Here is a 23,969-nt window from a genome sequence, read left to right on the forward strand (position 1 = left end):
GTTTGTTAGCCTTGGTGTGGCACCGGCCCGATCCAAGCCCCCGGGCCCAACCTTTGTCCCTCAGAGGGACCACTTGCCGCGAGGCGAGCATGGCGGGTCGGTGTCATGAACGTTGAGGAGACCCACGTCACCCAGTGACGTGGGTCTCTTTATTTGTCTGATCGCTTGGCGTACTCTCTCGCATGGCGGAAGTTAATTTCCGAAAACTGTCCCGCTCATGAACAAAACGTCCGCAATCCGGGGCGACTACCACGTACTCAGGGGTAGGTGCGACGATCGGACGGCACATCCCAGCGAAACGGTGAAAGCAGAGGAAGTCGGCCATGGCAACGGCGCCCAGCGTCTCCTACTCGATGACGATCCGGCTGGAGGTGCCCGCGAGCGGAACCGCCGTCTCGCAGCTCACCACCGTCGTGGAGTCCTCCGGAGGCTCGGTGACCGGCCTCGACGTCACCGCGTCCGGGCACGAGAAGCTCCGGATCGACGTCACGATCGCGGCCACTTCCACGGCCCACGGTGAGGAGATCGTCGGCAAGCTGCGCGCCATCGAGGGCGTCACGCTGGGCAAGGTCTCCGACCGTACGTTCCTGATGCACCTCGGCGGCAAGATCGAGATGGCGTCCAAGCACCCCATCCGCAACCGCGACGATCTCTCCATGATCTACACCCCGGGTGTGGCGCGCGTCTGCATGGCCATCGCCGAGAACCCCGAGGACGCCCGCCGCCTCACCATCAAGCGCAACTCCGTCGCGGTGGTCACGGACGGCTCCGCCGTGCTGGGCCTGGGCAACATCGGCCCCAAGGCCGCCCTGCCGGTCATGGAGGGCAAGGCCGCCCTGTTCAAGCGCTTCGCCGGCATCGACGCCTGGCCGATCTGCCTGGACACCCAGGACACCGACGCCATCGTCGAGATCGTCAAGGCCATCGCCCCCGGCTTCGCCGGCATCAACCTCGAGGACATCTCCGCGCCCCGCTGCTTCGAGATCGAGGCCCGGCTGCGCGAGGCCCTCGACATCCCCGTCTTCCACGACGACCAGCACGGCACTGCCATCGTTGTCCTCGCCGCCCTCACCAACGCCCTGCGCGTGGTCGGCAAGGGCATCGGGGACGTCCGGGTCGTGATGTCCGGCGCCGGCGCGGCCGGTACCGCCATCCTGAAGCTCCTGATCGCCGCCGGCGTCAAGAACGCCGTCGTCGCCGACATCCAGGGCGTCGTGCACGCCGGCCGTGGGGACCTGGTCGACGCGCCCGCCGGCTCCGCGCTGCGCTGGATCGCCGACAACACCAACCCGGAGAACCTCACCGGCACCCTCAAGGAGGCCGTGCACGACGCCGACGTCTTCATCGGCGTCTCCGCGCCCAACGTCCTCGACGGCGACGACGTGGCCGCCATGGCCGACGGCGCCATCGTCTTCGCGCTGGCGAACCCCGACCCCGAGGTGGACCCGGCGATCGCCCGCCAGACGGCGGCCGTCGTGGCCACCGGCCGCTCCGACTTCCCGAACCAGATCAACAACGTGCTGGTCTTCCCGGGTGTCTTCCGCGGCCTGCTGGACGCGCAGTCCCGTACCGTCAACACGGACATGATGCTGGCCGCCGCGAAGGCGCTGGCCGACGTGGTGACCGAGGACGAGCTGAACCCGAACTACATCATCCCCTCCGTCTTCAACGACAAGGTCGCGGGTGCGGTCGCCGGGGCGGTCCGGGACGCCGCCAAGGCCGCCGGAGCGACCGCGTAACCGCTTGTGAGACTTGCCACGACCGCCGCCCGGCGCGTCGTGGAACCAACGGCCTGCGGCCGCCCTCTATGGTGGGCGGCCGGTCAGTGGCGAGGGTGGCCTCCGGGGCCGTGGCGCTTTCGTGTGACTCCCAAGAGTGTTCTCACGACTCCTACGGGTGCCGGATTGGCTTTCCCGCCGCAGGTAGGGGCAGGATGCCTCTCTGGGCGCTCGCGTCCGAGGACGGGACCGGGCCCGGGACCGTTCGACGACCCTGGCAGCAACGGCTTCGCTGTGTCCGATATGCGGCTGTCGCCGCGTGGCACGCCCCAACGGCAAGAAGAACACGGGAGTAACAACATGAACCGCAGTGAGCTGGTGGCCGCGCTGGCCGACCGCGCCGAGGTGACCCGCAAGGACGCCGACGCCGTGCTGGCCGCGTTCGCCGACGTCGTCGGCGATGTCGTCGCCAAGGGCGACGAGAAGGTCACCATCCCCGGCTTCCTGACCTTCGAGCGCACCCACCGTGCCGCTCGTACCGCCCGCAACCCGCAGACCGGTGAGCCGATCCAGATCCCGGCCGGCTACAGCGTGAAGGTCTCCGCGGGCTCCAAGCTCAAGGAAGCCGCCAAGGGTAAGTAATCGCGCCGCTGTGAGGGTCGTGGCTCGTGACGCCATGGCCCCATAGCGCCCTGTGCGACTGCGGACCGTGTGTGGCCGGTCGTGACCGCGCGGCCGGGCCGCACACCGACGCAGCCCCGCGCTCCTTCGGGGGCGCTCTGAACGCCCGATGGGGCGGCCCCCCTGACCGGGGGCCGCCCCATCGTCGTACGCGCGTCCTACGCGCGCGTGGCGCCGTTACAGCGCCTGGCCCGGCAGCTCCACCTTCGCGCCCAGTGCCACGAGCTTCTGCATGAAGTTCTCGTAGCCGCGGTTGATCAGGTCGATGCCGTGCACCCGGGACGTGCCCTGTGCGGCGAGGGCCGCGATGAGGTACGAGAAGCCGCCGCGCAGGTCGGGGATGACCAGGTCGGCGCCCTGCAGCTTGGTCGGGCCCGACACCACGGCGGAGTGCAGGAAGTTGCGCTGGCCGAAGCGGCAGTCCGAGCCGCCCAGGCACTCGCGGTACAGCTGGATGTGCGCGCCCATCTGGTTCAGCGCGGAGGTGAAGCCGAGCCGGGACTCGTACACCGTCTCGTGGATGATCGACAGGCCCGTGGCCTGCGTCAGCGCCACCACCAGCGGCTGCTGCCAGTCGGTCTGGAAGCCGGGGTGGACGTCCGTCTCCAGCGCGATCGACTTCAGCTGCCCGCCGGGGTGCCAGAAGCGGATGCCCTCGTCGTCGATCTTGAAGGCACCGCCCACCTTCCGGTAGGTGTTCAGGAACGTCATCATCGAGCGCTGCTGCGCGCCGTGGACGTAGATGTCGCCCTCGGTCGCCAGCGCCGCCGACGCCCAGGACGCCGCCTCGAGCCGGTCCGGCAGAGCGCGGTGGTCGTAGCCGCCGAGCTTGTCCACACCGGTGATGCGGATCGTGCGGTCGGTGTCCATCGCGATGATCGCGCCCATTTTCTGCAGGACGCAGATCAGGTCCTCGATCTCGGGCTCCACCGCCGCGTTGGACAGCTCCGTCACGCCCTCGGCGAGCACCGCGGTCAGCAGCACCTGCTCGGTCGCGCCGACGGACGGGTACGGCAGCCGGATCTTGGTGCCGCGCAGCCGCTGCGGGGCCTCCAGGTACTGGCCGTCCGCGCGCTTCTCGATGACCGCGCCGAACTGCCGCAGCACGTCGAAGTGGAAGTCGATGGGCCGGCCGCCGATGTCACAGCCGCCCAGGCCCGGGATGAAGGCGTGCCCGAGGCGGTGCAGCAGCGGGCCGCAGAACAGGATGGGGATACGGCTGGAGCCCGCGTGGGCATCGATGTCAGCGACGTTGGCGCTCTCCACCCGGGTCGGGTCGAGCACCAGCTCACCCGGCTCCTCACCCGGACGGACCGTCACCCCGTGCAGCTGCAGCAGGCCGCGCACGACTCGCACGTCACGGATGTCCGGAACATTGCGCAGTCGACTCGGCTCGCCGCCCAGCAGGGCGGCCACCATGGCCTTCGGCACGAGGTTCTTCGCGCCGCGGACACGGATCTCGCCCTCCAGCGGGGTTCCGCCGTGGACAAGCAGGACATCGTCGTTGACGGTCATGTATCTCGCGTTCCGATGAGTCGGGCAGGGGAGAGAGACAGAGTAATCGCCACGGACCCCCCTGAAGTAAGCCCGCGGAGCACCCGGGAACGTCATAGCTGTGTCACAACACGAACCGTTGACGCCCGGGCACATGCGGTCACCGCCGCGACATGTGCGCCCGTGGCGCCCCCGTGAGCCGTGACCTGCCTTCACTCGCCTACCCCGATTGCCTCCCCACAGCCCGGGAAGATGCGGGATCATGTCTGGCATGACCGAGGTGTCCTCGCTCACAGGGCGGCTGCTCGTGGCCACGCCCGCCCTGGCGGACCCGAACTTCGACCGCGCGGTGGTGCTCCTTCTCGACCACGACGAGGAGGGCTCGCTCGGCGTCGTCCTCAACCGTCCCACGCCGGTGGACGTGGGCGACATCCTGGAGGGCTGGGCGGATCTCGCCGGGGAGCCCGGCGTCGTCTTCCAGGGCGGTCCGGTGTCGCTGGACTCGGCCCTCGGCGTCGCCGTCGTCCCGGGCGACCCGGAGGCGAACGGCACCCCGCTCGGCTGGCGGCGGGTGCACGGCGCGATCGGCCTGGTCGACCTGGAGGCCCCGCCGGAACTCCTCGCCTCCGCCCTCGGTTCCCTGCGGATCTTCGCCGGATACGCCGGCTGGGGCCCCGGCCAGCTGGAGGACGAACTGGCCGAGGGCGCCTGGTACGTCGTCGAGTCCGAACCCGGTGACGTCTCCTCCCCGTCCCCCGAGACACTGTGGCGCGAGGTCCTGCGCCGCCAGCGCAACGAACTGGCGATGGTGGCGACGTATCCGGACGACCCGTCGCTCAACTGAACCCTGTGACCTTCAGTACCCTTGGCGTTTATGAGCACTCTCGAGCCCGAGCGCGGGACTGGTACGGGGACCCTCGTAGAGCCGACGCCGCAGACCTCCCACGGTGACGGTGACCACGAGCGCTTCGCCCACTACGTCCAGAAGGACAAGATCATGGCGAGCGCCCTCGACGGGACGCCCGTCGTGGCGCTGTGCGGCAAGGTCTGGGTGCCGGGCCGCGACCCGAAGAAGTACCCCGTTTGTCCCATGTGCAAGGAGATCTACGAGTCCATGGGCGCCGGCGGCGGCGAGGGCGGCAAGGACGGCAAGGGCGGCGGCAAGAAGTAGCACGGCGGCCCGCCGGACCACTGCCCGGCGTGACGAGGCCCCCTGGTGTGCTGCGGCGCGCCGCCGGGGCCTCCGCGCGTTCACGCGATTGGTGCAGACCTCTTGTGGTCGTGTTCACGGGCTCCCTGGCCTTCCCCGGGCGGGCCGAATCGAGGGCCGTCCGGGGAGTGGTGGGGGATCGACATGACTGCTGAGGAACTGATTCCGGCGCCCCGGGCCGTGCGGACGCTCGCCGCCGGGTTCACGCTCGGCGAGGACACCCTGCTGGCGGCCGGGCCCGGCACCGAGGCCACCGCGCGCTGGCTGCGCGCCACGCTCGGGGCCGTCACCGGATACGCGCTGCCGCCCGGCGGGGGCCGGGACGGCCGCACGATCCGGCTGGCCGTCGAGGACGCCGGGCCGCTCGGTCCCGAGGGGTACCGGCTGACCGTGGACGACGCCGGGGTGACCCTGCACGGCGGCGGTCCGGCCGGCGTCTTCTGGGGTGCGCAGACGCTGCGCCAGCTGCTCGGGCCCGAGGCCTTCCGGCGCGCACCGGTCACGCCCGGCCGGCGCTGGACCCTGCCCGGTGTGGTCGTCGAGGACACGCCACGCTTCGGCTGGCGCGGCCTCCTGCTGGACGTCGCCCGGCACTTCCTGCCCAAGGACGGCGTCCTGCGGCAGATGGATGTGATGGCCGCGCACAAACTCAACGTGCTGCACCTGCATCTGACCGACGACCAGGGCTGGCGCATCGAGATCGAACGCCACCCGGAGCTGACGGAGACCGGCGCCTGGCGCGCCCGCACGAAGCTCGGCCACCGCGCCTCGCCGCTGTGGGACGAGCGGCCCCACGGCGGCTACTACACCCAGGACGACATCCGCGAGATCGTCGCCTACGCCGCCGAGCGGCATATCACCGTCGTCCCGGAGATCGACGTCCCCGGACACTCGCAGGCTGCCATCGCCGCGTACCCGGAACTCGGCAACACCGACGTCATCGACACCACCGCCCTCACCGTCTGGGACACCTGGGGGATCAACCCGAACGTACTCGCCCCCACTGACAACACGCTGCACTTCTACGAAGGCGTGTTCGAGGAGGTGCTGGAGCTCTTCCCGTCCCTCTTCATCCACGTGGGCGGTGACGAGTGCCCCAAGGACCAGTGGCGCCGCTCGGCCACCGCGCAGGCCCGCATCAAGGAACTCGGGCTGGCCGGCGAGGACGAGCTCCAGGCGTGGTTCATCGCCCACTTCGACCGGTGGCTGGCCGCGCGCGGGCGGCGGCTCATCGGCTGGGACGAGATCCTCGAGGGCGGCCTCGCGCCGGGCGCGGCCGTGTCCTCCTGGCGCGGTTACGGCGGCGGGATCGCCGCCGCCCGCGCGGGCCACGACGTCGTCATGTGCCCGGAGCAGTACGTGTATCTGGACCACCGTCAGGCCGCGGGCGAGGACGAGCCGGTGCCCATCGGCTTCGTGCGCACCCTGGAGGACGTCTACCGGTTCGAACCCGTCCCGGAGCAGCTCACCGAGGACGAGGCCCGGCATGTGCTGGGCACGCAGGCCAACCTGTGGTCGGAGGTGACGGAGGACCAGCAGCGCGTGGAGTACCAGCTGTTCCCCCGGCTCGCCGCCTTCGCCGAGGTGGCCTGGAGCGCCCTGCCGGTCCCGGCCGCCCGGGACTTCGCCGGCTTCGAGCGCCGGATGGCCGCCCACTACCGGCGACTTGACGCCCTCGGCGTGGCCTACCGCCCGCCCGCGGGACCGCGGCCCTGGCAGCGTCGGCCGGGAATCCTGGGCCGGCCGCTCGACGGACCGCCGCCCGACCGGTAGGCGCCGCCCCGCCTGGTCGGCCGTTGCCCGCAGCCCGCCCGCAGCGTTGTCCACAGGGTGCGGGCGGCCGTTTTCCACAGCCCCCGCGGCGGTCGAACAGGTAGTGGCACAATCGCATCAGGGTCACCGAAGAGTGCCAATTCGCGCCCTTCGGTGAAGCCGTGCGAAAACGGACCAACTCGCCGGTGAGGTGGGCGAACGCCTCCTACCGGACCCGCGTCCTCAGCTGCCCGGAAGATGTGCCAGAGTTGCCACGTCCGCCCTGTCAGCACGTACCGTACGGCGCAACAGGGCGGGACCAGGTGGGGCAGCGGGAAGGGGCAGCCGGTTTTGACCACGCACGCACCGCAGGCGGCGCAGCCCGTCACGCTGCCCACGACGCTGGACGAGGCCGTGGAGGCCCTGACCGCCATGCCCGCCGCCGTGCCGGTCGCGGGCGGCACCGACCTGATGACCGCCGTCAACTCCGGGCAGCTCAGGCCCACCGGGCTGGTCGGCCTGGGCCGGATCAGCGAGATCCGCGGCTGGCAGTACCTGGACGGCCACGCCCTGCTCGGCGCCGGCCTCACGCACGCGCGTATGGGCCGCCCCGACTTCGCCGCCCTCATCCCGGCGCTCGCCGCCGCCGCCCGCGCCGCCGGGCCGCCCCACATCCGCAACGCCGGCACGCTCGGCGGCAACATCGCCTCCGCCGCCCCGACCGGCGACGCGCTGCCCGTGCTGGCCGCGCTGGAGGCGACCCTGATCATCGCCGGACCGGGCGGCGCCCGCCGGGAGATCCCGGTGTCGCACCTGCTGGCCGGGGTGGACATGCTGCGCGGCGGCGAACTGATCGGCTACGTGCGCGTGCCGCTGCTGCACGCCCCGCAGGTCTTCCTCAAGGCCACCGGCCGCACCGGCCCCGGCCGGGCCGTCGCCTCCGTCGCGCTGGTCCTCGACCCCGCGCGCCGCGGCGTGCGCTGCGCGGTCGGCGCCATCGCACCGATGCCGCTGCGGCCCCTGGAGGCCGAGCACTGGGTCGCCCAGCTCATCGACTGGGACAACAACCGCGCGATCGTCCCGGAGGCCCTGCACGCCTTCGGCGAGTACGTCGCCGCGGCCTGCATCCCCGAACCGGCCCCTGCCGAGGACGGCTCCGTGCCGCAGCTGCCACCCGCCGTACTGCACCTGCGGCGCACCGTCGCCGCGCTGGCCCGACGAGCACTGGGGAGGGCATTGTCGTGACCGACGACCAGCACGCAGAGGGCACCCCGCAGGGCGGCAGCCGCTGGGACCCGCTGCCCCAGGGCGACTACGACGACGGCGCGACCGCCTTCGTCAAGCTCCCCGAGGGCGGCATCGACGCGCTGCTGTCCGGCGACAGTCCGCTCGCCGCGCCCGGGCACGGCTATGTGCCGCCGCAGATAACGGTCGCCCCCGCCACCACCGCGGGCACCGACCCGGCCGCCACGGGCACGTGGAGCATGCCGGTGGACGGCGTGCACTGGGGCGTGCCCGCGGCCGGCGACGCGCCACAGGCGGGCGCGGACGACCGGTTCACGTACCAGCCCGGGGCGACCGGGCAGTGGAACTTCGCGGAGCACACGGACACGGACGCGTACGGCAGCGGCGGCGCCCCCGCCCCCGCCGATCCGGAGTCCGCGCCGTCGCCCGCACCCGGCCACGACGTCACCGGTCAGTGGTCGATCCCGGTCGCCGGGGGCGATCTGCCGGACGAGTCCGGCGAGTACTCGACGTCCTCCCTCGTCGAGCAGTGGGGCGGCACACCGCCGGCCACGCTGCCCGGAGGAGCCGCCGCCCCCTGGGCGACCGGGGCCCAGGGTCACCCCTGGGACACGCCGCAGCCTCCCGGGCCCGGTGCGCAGGGGGAGCAGCACGCCGACCCGGCGCACCCCGGTGAGCACGCGGTCGCCGGGCACCCCGGGGAGCACGCCGGTCCCGCGCACACCGGTCACTTCGCCGGACACGGGGGCGATTACGCCGCCGGCCCCGCCCAGCCGCCGGTGACGGAGCCCCTCCCGGCTGCCGCTCACGCCGCCCCCGTCCAGGAAGCCCCCGCTGCCCCCGAGGCGCCCGGCACCGGGGCCGCCGCCGACGAGCCCCAGGCCGAGCCCTCCGGGCCGTCGGCGCTCGATGCCCCAGGGGCACAGGACACGCAGGACGCGGACGACACACAGGACGCACACCACCCGCAGGACACGGCGGACGACACCCAGGGCGCCCTCGACGCGCACGGGGACGCCGGCGCCCTGGACACCGACGCCGCACGCGGCGCCGTATCCGCGCCGCAGCCGCAGCCCGAAGAGGCAGCCGAGCCGGAGGCGGCCGCGTCGCCGGAGGGTGCCGAGGAGCCGTCCGCCGCCGAGCCGTCCGAGCCGCCCGTGCACGACGCGCCGGCCCCCGGCGAGTTCGCCCAGGGCGACCGGCCGCCGCACGACGCCCCGCCGCCCCCGCACGACGAACACCCCCTCGCCTCCTACGTGCTGCGGGTCAACGGCGCCGACCGGCCCGTCGGCGACGCCTGGATCGGTGAGTCGCTGCTGTACGTGCTGCGCGAGCGGCTCGGGCTCGCCGGAGCCAAGGACGGCTGCTCGCAGGGCGAGTGCGGGGCGTGCAACGTGCAGGTCGACGGCAGGCTCGTCGCCTCCTGCCTGGTGCCCGCCGTCACCGCCGCCGGCAGCGAGGTGCGCACCGTGGAGGGCCTCGCCGAGGAGGGGCAGCCCTCGGACGTGCAGCGGGCGCTCGCCCGGTGCGGCGCGGTGCAGTGCGGCTTCTGCGTGCCCGGCATGGCGATGACCCTGCACGACCTGCTGGAGGGCAACCCGGCGCCGACCGAGATGGAGGCCCGCCAGGCACTGTGCGGCAACCTGTGCCGCTGCTCGGGCTACCGGGGCGTCCTGCAGGCCGTCCAGGAGGTCGTCGCCGAGCGGGAGGCGGTGCGCGCCGGCGACGGTGAGACGGCCGGCGACGAAGCTCGTATCCCGCACCAGGCGGGTCCCGGCGCGGGAGGCGTGCACCCGAGCGTGTTCGAGGACGGCGGCGCCTTCGAGCGCCCGGCCGCCTTCGAGGACCCCGCCGCCCCGCGCGGGCACGACCAGCAGCCGTACGGACAGGGAGAGGACGGAGGCCAGGCGTGAGCAACGAAGCGGCCGCCGCGACCACCACCGCGGAGGCGGCACCCGCCCCCGAGCAGATCCCGCACGGCCTGGGCGCCTCCCTGCCGTCCGCCGACGCCCGTGCCAAGACGGAGGGGACGTTCCCCTACGCGGCCGACCTGTGGGCCGAGGGACTGCTGTGGGCGGCCGTGCTGCGCTCCCCGCACCCGCACGCGCGCATCGTCTCCATCGACACCACCCACGCCCGCGAGATGCCCGGCGTGCGGGCCGTCGTCACGCACGAGGACGTCCCCGGCAGCCCGGTGTACGGCCGGGGCGCCGCCGACCGCCCGGTGTTCGCCTCGGACGTCGTACGCCACCACGGCGAGCCCATCGCGGCCGTCGCCGCCGACCACCCGGACACCGCGCGGATGGCCGCGGCGGCCGTCATCGTCGAGTACGAGGTGCTCGACCCCGTCACCGACCCCGAGCACGCCTTCGAGGCCGAGCCGCTGCACCCGGACGGCAACCTGATCCGGCACATCCCGCTGCACCACGGCGACCCCGGCGCGGTCGGCGAGGTCGTCGTCGAGGGCCTGTACCGCATCGGCCGCCAGGACCCCGCCCCGATCGGTGCCGAGGCCGCTCTCGCCGTGCCCCGCCCCGACGGCGGCGTGGAGCTCTACACGGCGTCCACCGACCCGCACACCGACCGCGACGCCCTCGCCGCCTGCTACGGCCTGGAACCGGAACGGGTGAAGGTCGTCGTCACCGGCGTCCCCGGCGCGACCGCCGACCGCGAGGACCAGGGCTTCCAGCTTCCGCTCGGACTGCTGGCGTTGAAGACCGGCCACCCGGTGAAGCTGACCGCGACCCGCGAGGAGTCCTTCCTCGGCCACGTCCACCGGCACCCCACCCTGCTGCGTTACCGCCACCACGCGGACGCCGAGGGCAAGCTGGTGAAGGTCGAGGCGCAGATCCTGCTGGACGCGGGCGCGTACGCCGACACGTCCTCGGAAGCGCTCGCCGCGGCGGTCGCCTTCGCCTGCGGCCCGTACGTCGTGCCGAACGCGTTCATCGAGGGCTGGGCGGTGCGCACCAACAACCCGCCGTCGGGCCATGTGCGCGGCGAGGGCGCCATGCAGGTGTGTGCGGCCTACGAGGCGCAGATGGACAAGCTGGCGAAGAAACTGGGCGTCGACCCGGCGGAGCTGCGCCTGCGCAACGTCCTGGCCACGGGCGACGTGCTGCCGACGGGGCAGCCGGTGACCTGCCCGGCGCCGGTCGCCGAACTCCTCCAGGCCGTACGGGACTTCCCGCTGCCGCCGCTGCCCAAGGACACCGCCGAGGAGGACTGGCTGCTGCCCGGCGGCCCCGAGGGCGCGGGCGAGCCGGGCGCGGTGCGGCGCGGTGTGGGCTACGGGCTGGGTGTGGTGCACATGCTCGGCGCGGAGGGCGCCGACGAGGTGTCCACGGCGACCGTGAAGGTGCACGACGGGGTCGCCACCGTGCTGTGCGCGGCGGTGGAGACCGGTCAGGGCTTCGCCACGCTGGCCCGGCAGATCGTGCAGGAGACCCTCGGCATCGACGAGGTGCACGTGGCGCCCGTCGACACCGACCAGCCCCCGGCGGGCCCGGGCTGCCGCGGCCGCCACACGTGGGTGTCGGGCGGCGCGGTCGAGCGCGCGGCCAAGATGGTCCGTACACAGCTGCTGCAGCCGCTGGCCCACAAGTTCGGCATGTCGACGGAGCTGCTCCAGATCACCGACGGCAAGATCACGTCGTACGACGGTGTGCTGTCGACGACGGTGACCGAGGCGATGGACGGCAAGGAGCTGTGGGCCACGGCGCAGTGCCGCCCGCACCCGACGGAACCCCTGGACGGGTCCGGCCAGGGGGATGCCTTCGTCAGCCTCGCCTTCTGCGCGATCCGCGCGGTGGTGGACGTCGACATCGAGCTGGGTTCGGTGCGGGTGGTGGAGCTGGCGGTCGCCCAGGACGTGGGCCGCGTCCTCAACCCCGCGCAGCTTGCGGCGCGGATCGAGGCGGGTGTCACGCAGGGCGTGGGCATCGCGCTGACGGAGAACCTGCGCACACCGCGCGGCCTGATCCGCCACCCCGACCTCATCGGGTACGCGCTGCCGACGGCCCTGGACGCGCCGGACATCAAAATCGTCAAGCTGGTCGAGGAGCGCGACGTGGTGGCGCCGTTCGGCGCGAAGGCGGTGAGCGCGGTGCCGGTGGTGGCCTCGCCCGCGGCGATCGCCTCGGCCGTGCGCGCCGCGACGGGCCGCCCGGTGAACCGGCTGCCGATCCGCCCGCAGGCGGCGGTGGTGAACCACTGACGGGGCCGTTGTCAGTGGCGCGGCGTAGTGTTCTGAGTGCGGGAGAGGAACAGGGGTTCCTCCCGCACGGGGTAGCACACGGGGGCACCATGAGCACGCACACCATCACCGCCAGGGGCCCGGACACCGCGTCCGGGCTGGCCCTGGATCTGCCGCCACGGCTGCTGGACGAGGAGTTCGGTGTCGGCCGGATCGTCCGTTTCGAGGAGATCGACTTCCCGCGCGTCCTCACGCACGAGCCGACGCGCCGCTTCCTGCGTGAGGCCGGCCTGCCGGAGGAGACGCCGTGGTTCCGGCTGGACATGGACGCGCCGCTGGCCACGCTGGAGGAGTACGCGGTGCACGAACTGAGGCTCGCCACGGCCGTGCACGAAGCGCTGCCGCCGGGGGCGGCCCGCCTGATACGGCTCGGCGAGGCCGTGGACGGCACCAGCCTGACCATCGACGGCGTGACGGGCACGGTCCTGTCCTGGCAGGGCCCCGGCACCGCCGCGCAGCCGCTGAACGCCGACGTCTCCAGCCTGGCCTTCCTGCTGTGGCTGGCCCACCGCCGCGAGACGGGTTGCCTCGACTCCGCCGGCGCACCGGTGGCCCTGGGGATCTAGTGCCGCATCGGGGAACCCCGGTGCCGGCCACCGCGCGTCCTTCGGGCTCCAAAAGCCTGTGCGAGCGACTGGGACGGGTCCGTACTCTCCGGTCATGGAGCTTCGCGAAGAACTTCCGAGCGACAGAGAGTCTGTGCGGGACATCCACCTGCGGGCGTTCGGTGACCACGGCCTTGTCGTGGCCGACCTGGTCGATACCTTGCGGGGCACGATCACGCCCACCGGCGGTCTCTCACTGATCGCTGAGCTCGACGGGCAGGTCGTCGGGCACGTCATGTTCACCCGCAGTCTGCTCGATGCCCCTCGGCGACTGGTCGAGGTGCATGTGCTCAGCCCGTTGGCGGTCGTACCCGAGCATCACAAGCGCGGCATCGGCTCGGCCCTGGTCCGGCACGGCCTGAAGACCCTCGCGGAGCGGGCTGTCCCACTGGTCTTCCTGGAGGGCGATCCGGGCTACTACTCCCGTTTCGGCTTCGCGCCCGGTGGCGACCGGGGCTTCCGCAAGCCGTCCCTGCGCATTCCGGATGGCGCCTTCCAGGTCCTCGAACTCCCGCAGTACGAGCCATGGATGACAGGGACACTGGTCTACGCGGAGCCGTTCTGGCAACACGACGCAGTCGGCCTCCGTGACCCCGGCGCATAGCGGCCGGCGAGAACGCGTAGTGAGACGGGAGACCAAGAAGGGCGGCACCCTTTCCGCAGGTGCCGCCCTTTTTCGCCTGGTCAAGGCGCCGAAGCCGTGGCGGGAATCGAACCCGCGTAACTCGCTTTGCAGGCGAGTCCCTGAACCACTCGGGCACACGGCCGGGTCGGTGCCGGAGTCCTGTGGACCCCGTTCCGAACTCGGTGCGTCGACCGTACGGCGGGGCGGGAGCGGGGCTCAAGGGAATCCGGGGTGGTGCAACGCGACTGCCACACGCCGTTCATGAAAGGAGGTCGTGACAGGGGTCCAACTCCGTTACGGGTCTTGCTCCGGGCGTCCGCCACGTCGCCGGGCCGGTGCGTCGCCGGGCCGTAAAACGCGTCGCAGGGCCGGTGTCACGGCCGTAGGCTCGCCGCATGCAGGAGCTCACCGTTCCCCTCGGCCCCGGTCTCGAGGCGGCCCTCGACGATCTCGCGGACGCGACCGGGCGGCGGCCGGAGGAGATCGCGCGGGAGGCCGTACGCGGGTACGTCGACGCCGAGGCCGCGCGGGTGCGGGCCGTCGGTGAGCGGCTGGCCCAGGCTCACGCCGAGCTGCTGCGGAGGCTGGGCGAATGACCGCGCACCGCACACCCGCCGTCACCCGGCATCTCACCGTCGCCGAGGTCACCGCGCTCGCCGCGACCGCGTTCGGCGGCCGGCCCCCCGAGGCCCGGGAGGCCGGTCTGCTCGCTTCCGCGGTGCACCGTCCGCGCGCCCGGATGTTCGGTACGCCCGCCTACGACGACCTGTGGGAGCAGGCCGCCGCGCTGCTGCACGCCCTCGCCACGAACCACCCCCTGGTCGACGGCAACAAGCGCACCGCCTGGCTGGCCGCGGCGACCTTCCTCGCCGTCAACGGCGTCGATCTCGCCGGCTGCGACCAGGACACGGCGTACGACCTGGTCATCGACGTGGCCTCCGGAAAGGAGAGCGATGTGACGGTGATCGCGGGGCGGCTGAGGGCGCTGTGACGTGGGTCCCACCCTCGGTCGAGCCGGGCTTGTCCGCGCGTGGTGCGGGGTGCGGCGCCGGTAGGGTGGCCCGGTTGTCATACGTAGCCGAGCCGCCACGACCTTGATCCCGGAGACCGTGACTACCACCGCCAGCTCCCCCTCGTCACACTCGCACCACCTGTCGCCCGCCTTCCCCGGCCGCGCCCCCTGGGGCACCGCCAGCAAGCTGCGTGCCTGGCAGCAGGGGGCGATGGAGAAGTACATCCAGGAGCAGCCACGTGACTTCCTGGCGGTCGCGACCCCCGGCGCAGGCAAGACGACCTTCGCCCTGACGCTGGCGTCCTGGCTGCTGCACCACCACGTCGTGCAGCAGGTGACCGTGGTCGCGCCGACCGAGCACCTGAAGAAGCAGTGGGCGGAGGCAGCCGCCCGGATAGGGATCAAGCTCGACCCCGAGTACAGCGCCGGGCCGCTGAGCCGTGAGTACGACGGCGTCGCCGTGACCTACGCGGGCGTCGGCGTGCGGCCCATGCTGCACCGCAACCGCTCCGAGCAGCGCAAGACCCTCGTCATCCTCGACGAGATCCACCACGCCGGTGACTCCAAGTCCTGGGGTGAGGCCTGCCTGGAGGCGTTCGAGCCGGCGACGCGGCGCCTGGCGCTGACCGGTACGCCGTTCCGCTCCGACACCAACCCGATCCCCTTCGTCACGTACGAGGAAGGGGCGGACGGCATCCGCCGCTCGGCCGCCGACTACACCTACGGCTACGGCTCCGCCCTTTCCGACGGTGTCGTCCGGCCGGTCATCTTCCTCTCCTACAGCGGCAACATGCGCTGGCGCACCAAGGCCGGCGACGAGATCGAGGCCCGCCTCGGCGAGCCGATGACCAAGGACGCCATCAGCCAGGCCTGGCGCACCGCGCTGGACCCGCGCGGCGAGTGGATGCCGTCCGTGCTGCGCGCCGCCGACCAGCGGCTCACCGAGGTCCGCAAGGCCATCCCGGACGCCGGCGCCCTCGTCATCGCCTCCGACCAGGACTCCGCCCGCGCCTACGCCAAGCTGATCCGGGAGATCACCGGCCACAAGGCGACCCTGGTGCTGTCCGACGACACCGGCGCGTCGAAGCGGATCGACGACTTCAGTGCGAGCGACGACCGGTGGATGGTCGCCGTCCGCATGGTGTCCGAGGGCGTCGACGTGCCGCGTCTCGCGGTCGGCGTGTACGCCACGACGATCTCCACGCCGCTGTTCTTCGCGCAGGCCGTCGGCCGTTTCGTACGGTCCAGGCGGCGCGGCGAGACCGCGTCCGTGTTCCTGCCGACCGTGCCCGACCTGCTCTCCTTCGCCAACGAGATGGAGCGCGAGCGCGACCACGTCCTCGACAAGCCGAAGAAGGACGGCGAGGAGGACCCCTACGCCGAGGAGGACAAGCTCCTCCAGGAGGCGGAGCGGCAGCAGGACGAGGACACCGGCGACCAGGACATGCTGCCCTTCGAGGCGCTGGAGTCCGACGCCGTCTTCGACCGGGTGATGTACAACGGCGCCGAGTTCGGCATGCAGGCCCACCCCGGCAGCGAGGAGGAGCAGGACTACCTCGGCATCCCCGGCCTGCTGGAGCCCGACCAGGTACAGCTGCTGCTGCAGAAGCGGCAGGCGAAGCAGATCGCGCACAGCAAGAAGAAGCCGGCCGAGGAGGCCGACCTGCTGGAGATGCCCGCCGAGCGGCGGCCGGTCGTCACGCACAAGGAGCTGATGGAGCTGCGCCGCCAGCTCAACACCATGGTCGGCGCCTACGTCCACCAGAGCGGCAAGCCGCACGGCGTCATCCACACCGAGCTGCGCCGGGTGTGCGGCGGGCCGCCGAGCGCGGAGGCCACGGCCGGGCAGCTGCGGCAGCGTATCGCCAAGGTCCAGGAGTGGGCCACGCGCATGAAGTGACGCTCCACGGGGGGTGCGGGGCCGATCGTGCGCAGTACGTATCCGGACAAACGCAGATGGTTCGTCTCGGCCGTTGCCCGGATTCTGGACGGAGCCTTCCGCTCAGCGAACCTGCTTCGCTACTGTCCCGCTACGCACACGCCCCGTGGCAGCGCCGCCGCGGAGCGCAGCCGTGAAGCGACTGGGTCCGGAACGACCCGGACCGTCACCGATCGGCGGCCTTCGTTGCGCGTCGCCGGCGGGACTCGGTGACGCGTCCGTCCCTGTGGAGGCCCGCCGACCTCACCACTTGGAGGAGTGGGCGTCGTGACCGCGGAGACCTCTCAGACGCTCGACCGAGGACTGCGGGTCCTCAAGCTGCTGGCCGACACCGACCACGGGCTGACCGTCACCGAGCTTTCGCACAAGCTCGGGGTGAACCGGACCGTGGTGTACCGGTTGCTCGCCACGCTGGAGCAGCATGCTCTCGTACGGCGTGATCTGGGCGGCAGGGCCCGGGTCGGGCTCGGCGTGCTGCGGCTGGGCCGCCAGGTGCATCCGCTGGTGCGCGAGGCGGCGCTGCCGGCGCTGCGGTCGCTGGCGGAGGACATAGGTGCCACCGCGCACCTGACGCTCGTGGACGGGACCGAGGCGCTGGCCGTCGCGGTCGTCGAGCCGTCGTGGACGGACTATCACGTGGCCTACCGGGCCGGGTTCCGGCACCCGCTGGAGCGCGGGGCCGCCGGCAAGGCGATCCTCGCGGCCCGGGCCAACCCGCTGGGCGACCCCGGCTACACGCTGACGCACGGCGAGCTGGAAGCCGGTGCCAGCGGCGCCGCGGCGCCGTTGCTGGGGCTCACGGGGGTCGAGGGCAGCGTCGGCGTGGTGATGCTCGCGGACGCCGTACCGGAACGGGTCGGACCACGGGTCGTCGACGCGGCCCGCGAGGTGGCGGAGGCGCTGCGCTGACCCGGCGCCGGCCGTTGCTGTGGCGGCGCCGGGGGAGAGGCTGAGCAGGCCGCCGTCGACGGGCCGCTCCCGCCGATCCTCGGCGTGCCGCCGTCGGCGGGGCCGGGGGGCCACCCCGACCGGCGCCGGGTGGGGGAGCGGCCTCACGTTAGATTGGCTCCGTGCTCTCTCGCCTCACACGCCCTAAGGCCCTCGCCGTCTGCGCGCTGCCCCTCGTGGCCCTGCTCGCCACGGCGGCGTTCGCGCCGCTGCCGTTCTCGGTGGCGCAGCCCGGTACGACGGCGAATGTACTGGGCGACAACAAGGGCACGCCGGTCATCACGATCTCCGGGGCTCCCACCCGCCGGACCAGCGGCCAGCTGCGGATGACCACCATCGAGGCGACCGGGCCCGACGCGCACGTCTCGCTCGGCGACGTCATCGACGGCTGGTTCGCCACCGACCGGGCGATCATGCCGCGCGACGCGGTGTACCCGAGCGGGGAGAACCTCAAGGAGATCGAGCGGCACAACCTCGCGCAGATGGACCAGTCCCAGGACGCGGCGGCCAAGGCCGCGCTGGGCTATCTCCACCTCAGCGAGCAGAAGGTCAAGGTCGATCTGAAGCTGGCGGACATCGGCGGGCCCAGCGCCGGGCTGTTCTTCGCCCTCGGTGTCGTCGACAAGCTCGACGGCGACGGCAGCGGCGGCGACCTCACGGGCGGCCGCACCATCGCCGGCACCGGCACCATCGACGCCGACGGCAAGGTCGGCCCGGTGGGTGGCGTGGGCCTGAAGACGCAGGCCGCCCGCCGCGACGGGGCGACCGTCTTCCTCGTACCGAAGGCGGAGTGCTCGGACGCCAAGGGCGAGCTGCCCAAGGGCCTGCGGCTGATCCCGGTCACCTCCCTGAAGAGCGCGGTGGACGCCCTGACCGCCCTGGAAAAGGGCAAGACCCCGATCCCGAGCTGCTAGGCGGCCTCGGCAACGCCTTCCCTGTCACCCACTCCCGCCCCCAACACCCCCATCCGCCCCCTACTTCACCAGCCCCTCCTTCCTCATCCAGTCCAGTGCCACCTGGTGTGGATCCTCTCCGTCCACGTCCACCTTGGCGTTCAGTTCCTGGGCCACCTTGTTGTCCAGGCGGGCCGTCAGCGGGGCCAGGACCTGGGCGATGGCCGGCCACTTCTTGAACGTGGTGCTGTTGATCTCGGGGGCGGCGTTGTAGTTGGGGAAGAACTTCTTGTCGTCGTCCATCACCACCAGGTTCATCGAGCGGATCCGCCCGTCCGTGGTGAAGACCTCGCCGTAGGTGCAACTGCCCTTCGCCGTCTGGGTGTAGATGATCCCGGTGTCCATCTGCGTGACGTTCTTCGCAGGGATGTGCATGCCGTACTTCTTCTCCATCCCCGGCAGCCCGTCCGCCCGGTTGGCGAACTCGCCCTCCACGCACAGCGTCACCGCGCCCGGGTTCTTCTTCGCCAGTGCCGCCACGTCCGACAGCGTCCTCGTGCCGTACTTCCGGTACGCGTCCTGGTTCATCGCCAGCGCGTAGGTGTTGTTCAGCCGCGACGGCGGCAGCCAGGTCAGCCCCTCCTTCACGTCCGCTGCCTTCACCGCCTGCCACTGCTGCCGCGGGTCGGGGATGGGCGTGCTGTGCCCCTGGTACGTGATCCACGCGGTGCCCGTGTACTCGTACATGGCGTCCGCGTCGCCCTTCTTCACCGCCTCCCGGCCGCCGATGGAACCCTGGATGCCGGTGCGGTCCAGCACGTCCGCGCCGGCCGCCTGGAAGGCGATGCCCATCATCGCGCCGTGGATGAGGCTCTCCGTGAACGACTTCGACGTGACCGTGAGGTCGGCCCCCTTCAGCGGCTCGCCCTTGCCGATCAGGCCGGGTTTCACGTCGTCGGACATGGGGGAACCGCTGGTCAGCCCGCAGCCGGCCGGTGCCAGCAGCACGCAGGTCACCACGGCGCGGATGCGTCGTCTCACGTCCCGGCCTCCAGCCCCCGCGGCTTGAGCAGCAGTTCCGCAAGCGACGCCAGCCAGTCCACCAGCAGGGCGAGCGAGACGGTGAGGACGGAGCCCAGCACCAGCACCGGCATCCGCTGGTTGGTGATCCCCGTCGTGATGAGCACCCCGAGACCGCCGCCCCCGCCGAACACGGCCAGCGTCGCCGTGCCGACGTTCAGCACCAGCGCCGTGCGCACCCCGGCGAGGATCAGCGGCACCGCTAGTGGCAGTTCCACCCGCCGCAGCACCCCGAGCGGGGACATCCCGATGCCGCGGGCCGCCTCCAGCAGCGTCGGGTCGTTGGCGCGCAGGCCGGCGATCGTGTTGGACAGCACCGGCAGGATCGCGTAGGCGATGATGCCGATCAGGGCGGACCGGCGGCCGATGCCCAGCCAGATCACGAGCAGCGCGAGCAGGCCGATCGCGGGTGTGGCCTGCCCCATGTTGGCGAACGTCATCGCCACCGGGGTCGCTCTGCGGAACATCCGGCGCGTCAGCAGCACCCCCAGCGGGATCGCGATGATCAGCACGAAGAAGGTGGAGATCACCGTCAGCTGCACGTGCTGCCACAGCGCCTTGGACACCTGGCCGCCGGACAGGGCGTTCTTCGAGATCTGGTCCAGGTCGGCCTGCCGGAACCACAGCCAGGTCGCCAGCAGCACGGCGACCAGCACCAGGGGCAGGACGGTCAGCTTCCGCCGGCTCACCCGCCGCCGCGGGGCGGGCCGGGCCGGGGGCGGCGGCTCCTCCCCGTCGACCCGGTCGTCCCGCATCTCCACGGCGTCGCTCATGCCTTGCGCCCCCCGGCCTCGCCCTCCTGCTCCGCGTGCGTCTGCGCCGAACGCGCCGCCTCCAGTTCGTGCCGGTGCTCCATCGCCTCCAGCCGGTCGGCCTCCAGCAGCTCGTGCACGGAGTTCATCAGCGTCTCCATGTCGACGACGCCGGTGTACGCGCCGTGCCGCCCCGTCACCGCGACCCGCCCGGCGCTGTCGGTGAGGACCGCCTCCAGCGCGTCGCGCAGGGTCGCGTCCCGTGTGACCGTGTCGTGCACCAGCGTGCCCGCCCGCGCCAGCGAACCCCTCGCCCGCATCAGGTCGCCGCGCCTGAGCCACTTGTAGGGGCGCCGACGCCGGTCGAGCAGCAGGATCTCGTTGGTGCCGCTGGAGCGCAGCAGCCCGAAGATCTGCTGGAGCGGGGTGTCCACGGTGACCGTCGGGTAGTCGGTGATCTCCACGTCCCGTACGCGGGTGAGGTTCAGCCGTTTCAGGGCCGCCCCGGCGCCGACGAAGCCGGAGACGAAGTCGTCGGCGGGGTTGGTGAGGATCGCCTCCGGGGTGTCGAACTGCGCGATGTGGGAGTGCTCGCGCAGGACCGCGATGCGGTCGCCCAGCTTGATGGCCTCGTCGAAGTCGTGGGTGACGAAGACGATCGTCTTGTGCAGTTCGCGCTGGAGCCGGATCAGCTCGTCCTGGAGGTGGTCGCGGGTGATCGGGTCGACCGCGCCGAACGGCTCGTCCATCAGCAGCACGGGCGGATCGGCGGCCAGCGCCCGGGCCACACCGACGCGCTGCTGCTGACCGCCGGAGAGCTGGCGCGGGTAGCGGCCGTGGAACTCGCCGGGGTCGAGCCCGACCAGGTCCAGCAGCTCCTCCACCCGGGAGCGGATGCGGGACTTGGACCAGCCGACCATCCTCGGCACCAGCGCGATGTTCTGGGCGACGGTCATGTGCGGGAAGAGCCCGGCCGACTGGATGGCGTAACCGACCTTGCGGCGCAGCTTCACCGGGTCCATGTCGGTGACGTCCTCGCCGCCGATGCGGATGCGGCCGCCGGTCGGCTCGATCAGCCGGTTGATCATCTTCAGGGTGGTCGACTTCCCGCAGCCGGACGGGCCGACGAAGATCACGGTCTCGCCGGCCTTGATCTCCATGCTGACGTTGTCGACGGCCGGGTGGGGGTTGCCCGGGTAGCGCTTGGTCAGATTCTCCAGCTCGATGGCCGCCCCGGCGACGGACGCGTGCGCACCTGACAGGCCGGATGCGCCGGACGCGGCAGGCGAGCCGGAGGCGTCGGAGACCTCGGGCACGGGCACGTCAGACACGGATCCCCCTGGGGATGGTCAGCCGTCCGATCAGGACGTACGCGGCGTCGAACAGCAGGGCCAGGACGATGATCCCGAGGGTGCCCGCCAGCACCTGGTTGAGCGCGTTCTTGCTGCCCAGCGAGGCCAGCCCGCGGAAGATCTCGTTGCCGAGCCCGGGCCCGGAGGCGTAGGCGGCGATGGCGGCGATGCCCATCAGCATCTGCGTGGAGACCCGGATACCGGTCAGGATCGGCGGCCACGCCAGCGGCAGCTCCACCCGCACCAGCCGCGTCAGCCGGGACATGCCGATGCCACGCGCCGCGTCCGTCAGCGCCGGATCGACCCCGCGCAGGCCGACGATCGCGTTGCGCACGACCGGCAGCAGGCCGTACAGGGTCAGTGAGACGACCGTCGGCGGCACACCGAGTCCCACGACCGGGACGAGCAGGCCGATCATGGCGAGGGAGGGGATGGTGAGGATGGTCGCCGTGGTGAGCGTCGCCAGGTTGCCCGCCCATTCGCTGCGGTAGGTCGCCACCGCGATGAGCACGCCCAGCGCGGTCGCGAGCACCATGCACTGGAAGACGGCGCCGGCGTGCTGACAGGCGTCGGTGAGCAACTGCTGGTGGCGGCTGCCGAGGTACTCCCAGAAGTTCACCGGCCTCACCCCGTCGGGTCACATGGTCCGCTCCCGGTCCTGCGCCGCCTGCTGCACCAGCGGGATGACCCGCAGCGGCACGGGGTTCTCCATCACGATCGCGGTGGAGGCCCGGACGATGCCATCAAAACCGACGACGCGGTCGATCACCCGCTGGAGATCGGCGTTGGAGCGGGCCACCAGCCGGCACAGCATGTCCCCGGTGCCGGTGGTGGTGTGCAGCTCCAGCACCTCCGGCACGGAAGCCAAGTGGGCCCGCACATCGGCCCCTTGGCCCTGCCGGATCTGCAGGGTGGCGAAGGCGGTGACCGGGTAGCCGAGGGCCGCCGGGTCCACCTCGGGACCGAATCCGCGGATGACTCCGTTCGACTGAAGCCGGTCCAGGCGCGCCTGCACGGTCCCGCGCGCCACCCCTAGCCGCCGGGACATCTCCAGCACTCCGATCCGCGGTTCCTGCGCGAGCAGCACGATGATCCGGCCGTCCAGGTGATCGATCGCCACAGCAGCCTCCCCGGGGTGGGCATCCTGTACAGAAAGGCCGCCGGAGCGGCCGTATCGCTGAGCAGAATGCCCAGTGAATACGCGAACTATTGCGCACCTTGCAGAGCCGGGCCAGGCTTCGGCTATGACGCAGACCACACACCACACTCCCGACACCGCCCGGCAGGCCGACCCCTTCCCGGTCAAGGGAATGGACGCGGTCGTCTTCGCCGTGGGCAACGCCAAGCAGGCCGCGCACTACTACTCCACCGCCTTCGGCATGACGCTGGTCGCCTACTCCGGACCGGAGAACGGCAGCCGCGAGACCGCCAGCTACGTGCTGGAGAACGGCTCCGCCCGGTTCGTGTTCACCTCGGTGATCAAGCCCGCCACCGCCTGGGGTCACTTCCTGGCCCAGCACGTGGCCGAGCACGGCGACGGCGTCATCGACCTCGCCATCGAGGTGCCGGACGCGCGCGCCGCCTACGCGTACGCCATCGAGCAGGGCGCCAAGAGCGTCGCCGAGCCGTACGAGCTGAAGGACGAGCACGGCACGGTCGTCCTCGCCGCGATCGCCACCTACGGCGAGACCCGGCACACCCTGGTCGAGCGCTCCGGCTACGACGGCCCCTACCTGCCCGGTTACGCCGCCGCCAAGCCGATGGTCGCGCCGCCCGCGCAGCGCACCTTCCAGGCGATCGACCACTGCGTCGGCAACGTCGAGCTCGGCAAGATGGACGAGTGGGTGGCCTTCTACAACAAGGTCATGGGCTTCACGAACATGAAGGAGTTCGTGGGCGACGACATCGCCACCGAGTACTCGGCGCTGATGTCCAAGGTCGTTGCCGACGGCACCCTGAAGGTGAAGTTCCCGCTCAACGAGCCGGCGATCGCCAAGAAGAAGTCCCAGATCGACGAGTACCTGGAGTTCTACAACGGCCCCGGCTGCCAGCACATCGCGCTGAACACGAACGACATCGTGGCCACCGTGCGCACCATGCGCGCGGCCGGTGTGGAGTTCCTCGACACCCCCGACTCCTACTACGACACGCTGGGGGAGTGGGTCGGCGAGACCCGCGTGCCGGTGGACACCCTGCGCGAGCTGAAGATCCTCGCCGACCGCGACGAGGACGGCTACCTGCTGCAGATCTTCACCAAGCCGGTCCAGGACAAGCCGACCGTCTTCTTCGAGATCATCGAACGGCACGGCTCCATGGGCTTCGGCAAGGGCAACTTCAAGGCCCTGTTCGAGGCGATCGAGCGCGAGCAGGAGAAGCGCGGAAACCTGTAGCCGACGCTCCGCCCGGAG

General features: G+C 71.8%; 22 protein-coding genes and 1 tRNA gene. 16 read left to right on the forward strand and 7 right to left on the reverse strand.

The genetic code is table 11. The features are described 5' to 3' along the window. Nucleotides 1-323 precede the first annotated feature (323 nt). A complete protein-coding gene (locus tag ACF1GV_RS00305; protein WP_391676542.1) occupies nucleotides 324-1,739 on the forward strand; it encodes an NAD-dependent malic enzyme in 1,416 nt (471 codons plus the stop codon). Nucleotides 1,740-2,078: 339 nt separating this feature from the next. After that, on the forward strand, nucleotides 2,079-2,360 hold the full coding sequence (locus tag ACF1GV_RS00310) for an HU family DNA-binding protein (RefSeq protein WP_103784273.1): 282 nt from the start codon (nucleotides 2,079-2,081) through the stop codon (nucleotides 2,358-2,360). A gap of 216 nt (nucleotides 2,361-2,576) precedes the next feature. Here ACF1GV_RS00310 and murA read toward each other — a convergent pair whose 3' ends face one another. Then, nucleotides 2,577-3,914, reverse strand: a complete 1,338-nt coding sequence (gene murA, locus ACF1GV_RS00315) for a UDP-N-acetylglucosamine 1-carboxyvinyltransferase (RefSeq protein ID WP_391676544.1) — start codon at nucleotides 3,912-3,914, stop codon at nucleotides 2,577-2,579. Nucleotides 3,915-4,164: 250 nt separating this feature from the next. Here murA and ACF1GV_RS00320 point away from each other — a divergent pair, with 250 nt between their 5' ends. The 8 genes from ACF1GV_RS00320 (at nucleotide 4,165) to ACF1GV_RS00355 (ending at nucleotide 13,564) form a co-directional block, all read left to right on the forward strand. Next, nucleotides 4,165-4,737: a YqgE/AlgH family protein gene (locus tag ACF1GV_RS00320; protein WP_391676546.1), complete on the forward strand. Its 573-nt coding sequence runs from the start codon at nucleotides 4,165-4,167 to the stop codon at nucleotides 4,735-4,737. A gap of 30 nt (nucleotides 4,738-4,767) precedes the next feature. After that, nucleotides 4,768-5,064: a DUF3039 domain-containing protein gene (locus ACF1GV_RS00325; protein WP_391676547.1), complete on the forward strand. Its 297-nt coding sequence runs from the start codon at nucleotides 4,768-4,770 to the stop codon at nucleotides 5,062-5,064. A 183-nt stretch (nucleotides 5,065-5,247) separates the two neighbouring features. Then, nucleotides 5,248-6,876, forward strand: a complete 1,629-nt coding sequence (locus tag ACF1GV_RS00330; RefSeq protein ID WP_391676548.1) for a beta-N-acetylhexosaminidase — start codon at nucleotides 5,248-5,250, stop codon at nucleotides 6,874-6,876. A 330-nt stretch (nucleotides 6,877-7,206) separates the two neighbouring features. Continuing rightward, the gene (locus tag ACF1GV_RS00335; RefSeq protein WP_391676550.1) at nucleotides 7,207-8,100 is read left to right on the forward strand and encodes an FAD binding domain-containing protein; all 894 of its coding nucleotides are present in this window, start codon (nucleotides 7,207-7,209) and stop codon (nucleotides 8,098-8,100) included. Continuing rightward, the gene (locus ACF1GV_RS00340) at nucleotides 8,097-10,013 is read left to right on the forward strand and encodes a 2Fe-2S iron-sulfur cluster-binding protein (RefSeq protein WP_391676552.1); all 1,917 of its coding nucleotides are present in this window, start codon (nucleotides 8,097-8,099) and stop codon (nucleotides 10,011-10,013) included. The genes ACF1GV_RS00335 and ACF1GV_RS00340 overlap by 4 nt, the downstream gene beginning before the upstream one ends. After that, entirely contained in the window at nucleotides 10,010-12,316 is a 2,307-nt protein-coding gene (locus ACF1GV_RS00345; protein ID WP_391676554.1) for a xanthine dehydrogenase family protein molybdopterin-binding subunit, read from the forward strand. The genes ACF1GV_RS00340 and ACF1GV_RS00345 overlap by 4 nt, the downstream gene beginning before the upstream one ends. An 89-nt stretch (nucleotides 12,317-12,405) precedes the next feature. Next, nucleotides 12,406-12,921: an SUKH-4 family immunity protein gene (locus tag ACF1GV_RS00350; protein WP_391676555.1), complete on the forward strand. Its 516-nt coding sequence runs from the start codon at nucleotides 12,406-12,408 to the stop codon at nucleotides 12,919-12,921. Nucleotides 12,922-13,015: 94 nt separating this feature from the next. Continuing rightward, nucleotides 13,016-13,564: a GNAT family N-acetyltransferase gene (locus ACF1GV_RS00355; RefSeq protein ID WP_391676557.1), complete on the forward strand. Its 549-nt coding sequence runs from the start codon at nucleotides 13,016-13,018 to the stop codon at nucleotides 13,562-13,564. Between the two features lie 91 nt (nucleotides 13,565-13,655). On the opposite strand, the gene ACF1GV_RS00360 is transcribed toward ACF1GV_RS00355, so the two are convergent. Further along, nucleotides 13,656-13,727 (reverse strand) — tRNA-Cys (locus ACF1GV_RS00360). A 253-nt stretch (nucleotides 13,728-13,980) separates the two neighbouring features. On the opposite strand from ACF1GV_RS00360, the gene ACF1GV_RS00365 reads away from it, so the two are divergent. The 5 genes from ACF1GV_RS00365 (at nucleotide 13,981) to ACF1GV_RS00385 (ending at nucleotide 18,398) form a co-directional block, all read left to right on the forward strand. Then, nucleotides 13,981-14,181 carry a hypothetical protein gene (locus tag ACF1GV_RS00365; RefSeq protein ID WP_391676558.1) on the forward strand — a complete coding sequence of 67 codons (201 nt, stop codon included), beginning with the start codon at nucleotides 13,981-13,983 and terminating at the stop codon, nucleotides 14,179-14,181. Continuing rightward, nucleotides 14,178-14,576 carry a type II toxin-antitoxin system death-on-curing family toxin gene (locus ACF1GV_RS00370; RefSeq protein ID WP_391676559.1) on the forward strand — a complete coding sequence of 133 codons (399 nt, stop codon included), beginning with the start codon at nucleotides 14,178-14,180 and terminating at the stop codon, nucleotides 14,574-14,576. Before ACF1GV_RS00365 ends, ACF1GV_RS00370 begins: the two co-directional genes overlap by 4 nt. A gap of 118 nt (nucleotides 14,577-14,694) precedes the next feature. Beyond that, nucleotides 14,695-16,497 (forward strand): DEAD/DEAH box helicase, encoded by a 1,803-nt coding sequence (locus tag ACF1GV_RS00375; protein WP_391676561.1) that lies wholly within the window; start codon nucleotides 14,695-14,697, stop codon nucleotides 16,495-16,497. A 306-nt stretch (nucleotides 16,498-16,803) separates the two neighbouring features. Beyond that, nucleotides 16,804-17,445 (forward strand): IclR family transcriptional regulator, encoded by a 642-nt coding sequence (locus ACF1GV_RS00380; protein ID WP_391676562.1) that lies wholly within the window; start codon nucleotides 16,804-16,806, stop codon nucleotides 17,443-17,445. 161 nt (nucleotides 17,446-17,606) lie between these two features. Then, nucleotides 17,607-18,398: a S16 family serine protease gene (locus tag ACF1GV_RS00385; protein WP_391676564.1), complete on the forward strand. Its 792-nt coding sequence runs from the start codon at nucleotides 17,607-17,609 to the stop codon at nucleotides 18,396-18,398. A gap of 60 nt (nucleotides 18,399-18,458) precedes the next feature. Here ACF1GV_RS00385 and ACF1GV_RS00390 read toward each other — a convergent pair whose 3' ends face one another. The 5 genes from ACF1GV_RS00390 to ACF1GV_RS00410 form a co-directional block, all read right to left on the reverse strand. Further along, nucleotides 18,459-19,340 carry a glycine betaine ABC transporter substrate-binding protein gene (locus ACF1GV_RS00390; protein ID WP_391678420.1) on the reverse strand — a complete coding sequence of 294 codons (882 nt, stop codon included), beginning with the start codon at nucleotides 19,338-19,340 and terminating at the stop codon, nucleotides 18,459-18,461. Between the two features lie 74 nt (nucleotides 19,341-19,414). Continuing rightward, nucleotides 19,415-20,230, reverse strand: coding sequence for an ABC transporter permease (locus ACF1GV_RS00395; RefSeq protein ID WP_391676566.1), 816 nt, complete (start codon nucleotides 20,228-20,230; stop codon nucleotides 19,415-19,417). After that, the gene (locus tag ACF1GV_RS00400) at nucleotides 20,227-21,471 is read right to left on the reverse strand and encodes a betaine/proline/choline family ABC transporter ATP-binding protein (protein ID WP_391678421.1); all 1,245 of its coding nucleotides are present in this window, start codon (nucleotides 21,469-21,471) and stop codon (nucleotides 20,227-20,229) included. The genes ACF1GV_RS00395 and ACF1GV_RS00400 overlap by 4 nt, the downstream gene beginning before the upstream one ends. A 61-nt stretch (nucleotides 21,472-21,532) precedes the next feature. Continuing rightward, nucleotides 21,533-22,180, reverse strand: coding sequence for an ABC transporter permease (locus ACF1GV_RS00405; protein ID WP_391676568.1), 648 nt, complete (start codon nucleotides 22,178-22,180; stop codon nucleotides 21,533-21,535). An 18-nt stretch (nucleotides 22,181-22,198) separates the two neighbouring features. Then, the gene (locus ACF1GV_RS00410; protein WP_363267249.1) at nucleotides 22,199-22,681 is read right to left on the reverse strand and encodes an Lrp/AsnC family transcriptional regulator; all 483 of its coding nucleotides are present in this window, start codon (nucleotides 22,679-22,681) and stop codon (nucleotides 22,199-22,201) included. A gap of 124 nt (nucleotides 22,682-22,805) precedes the next feature. On the opposite strand from ACF1GV_RS00410, the gene hppD reads away from it, so the two are divergent. Further along, nucleotides 22,806-23,951, forward strand: coding sequence for a 4-hydroxyphenylpyruvate dioxygenase (hppD, locus tag ACF1GV_RS00415; RefSeq protein WP_363267251.1), 1,146 nt, complete (start codon nucleotides 22,806-22,808; stop codon nucleotides 23,949-23,951). The last annotated feature ends 18 nt before the right edge of the window (nucleotides 23,952-23,969 follow it).

Source organism: Streptomyces sp. NPDC014006, assembly GCF_043088925.1.
Lineage (GTDB): Bacteria > Actinomycetota > Actinomycetes > Streptomycetales > Streptomycetaceae > Streptomyces.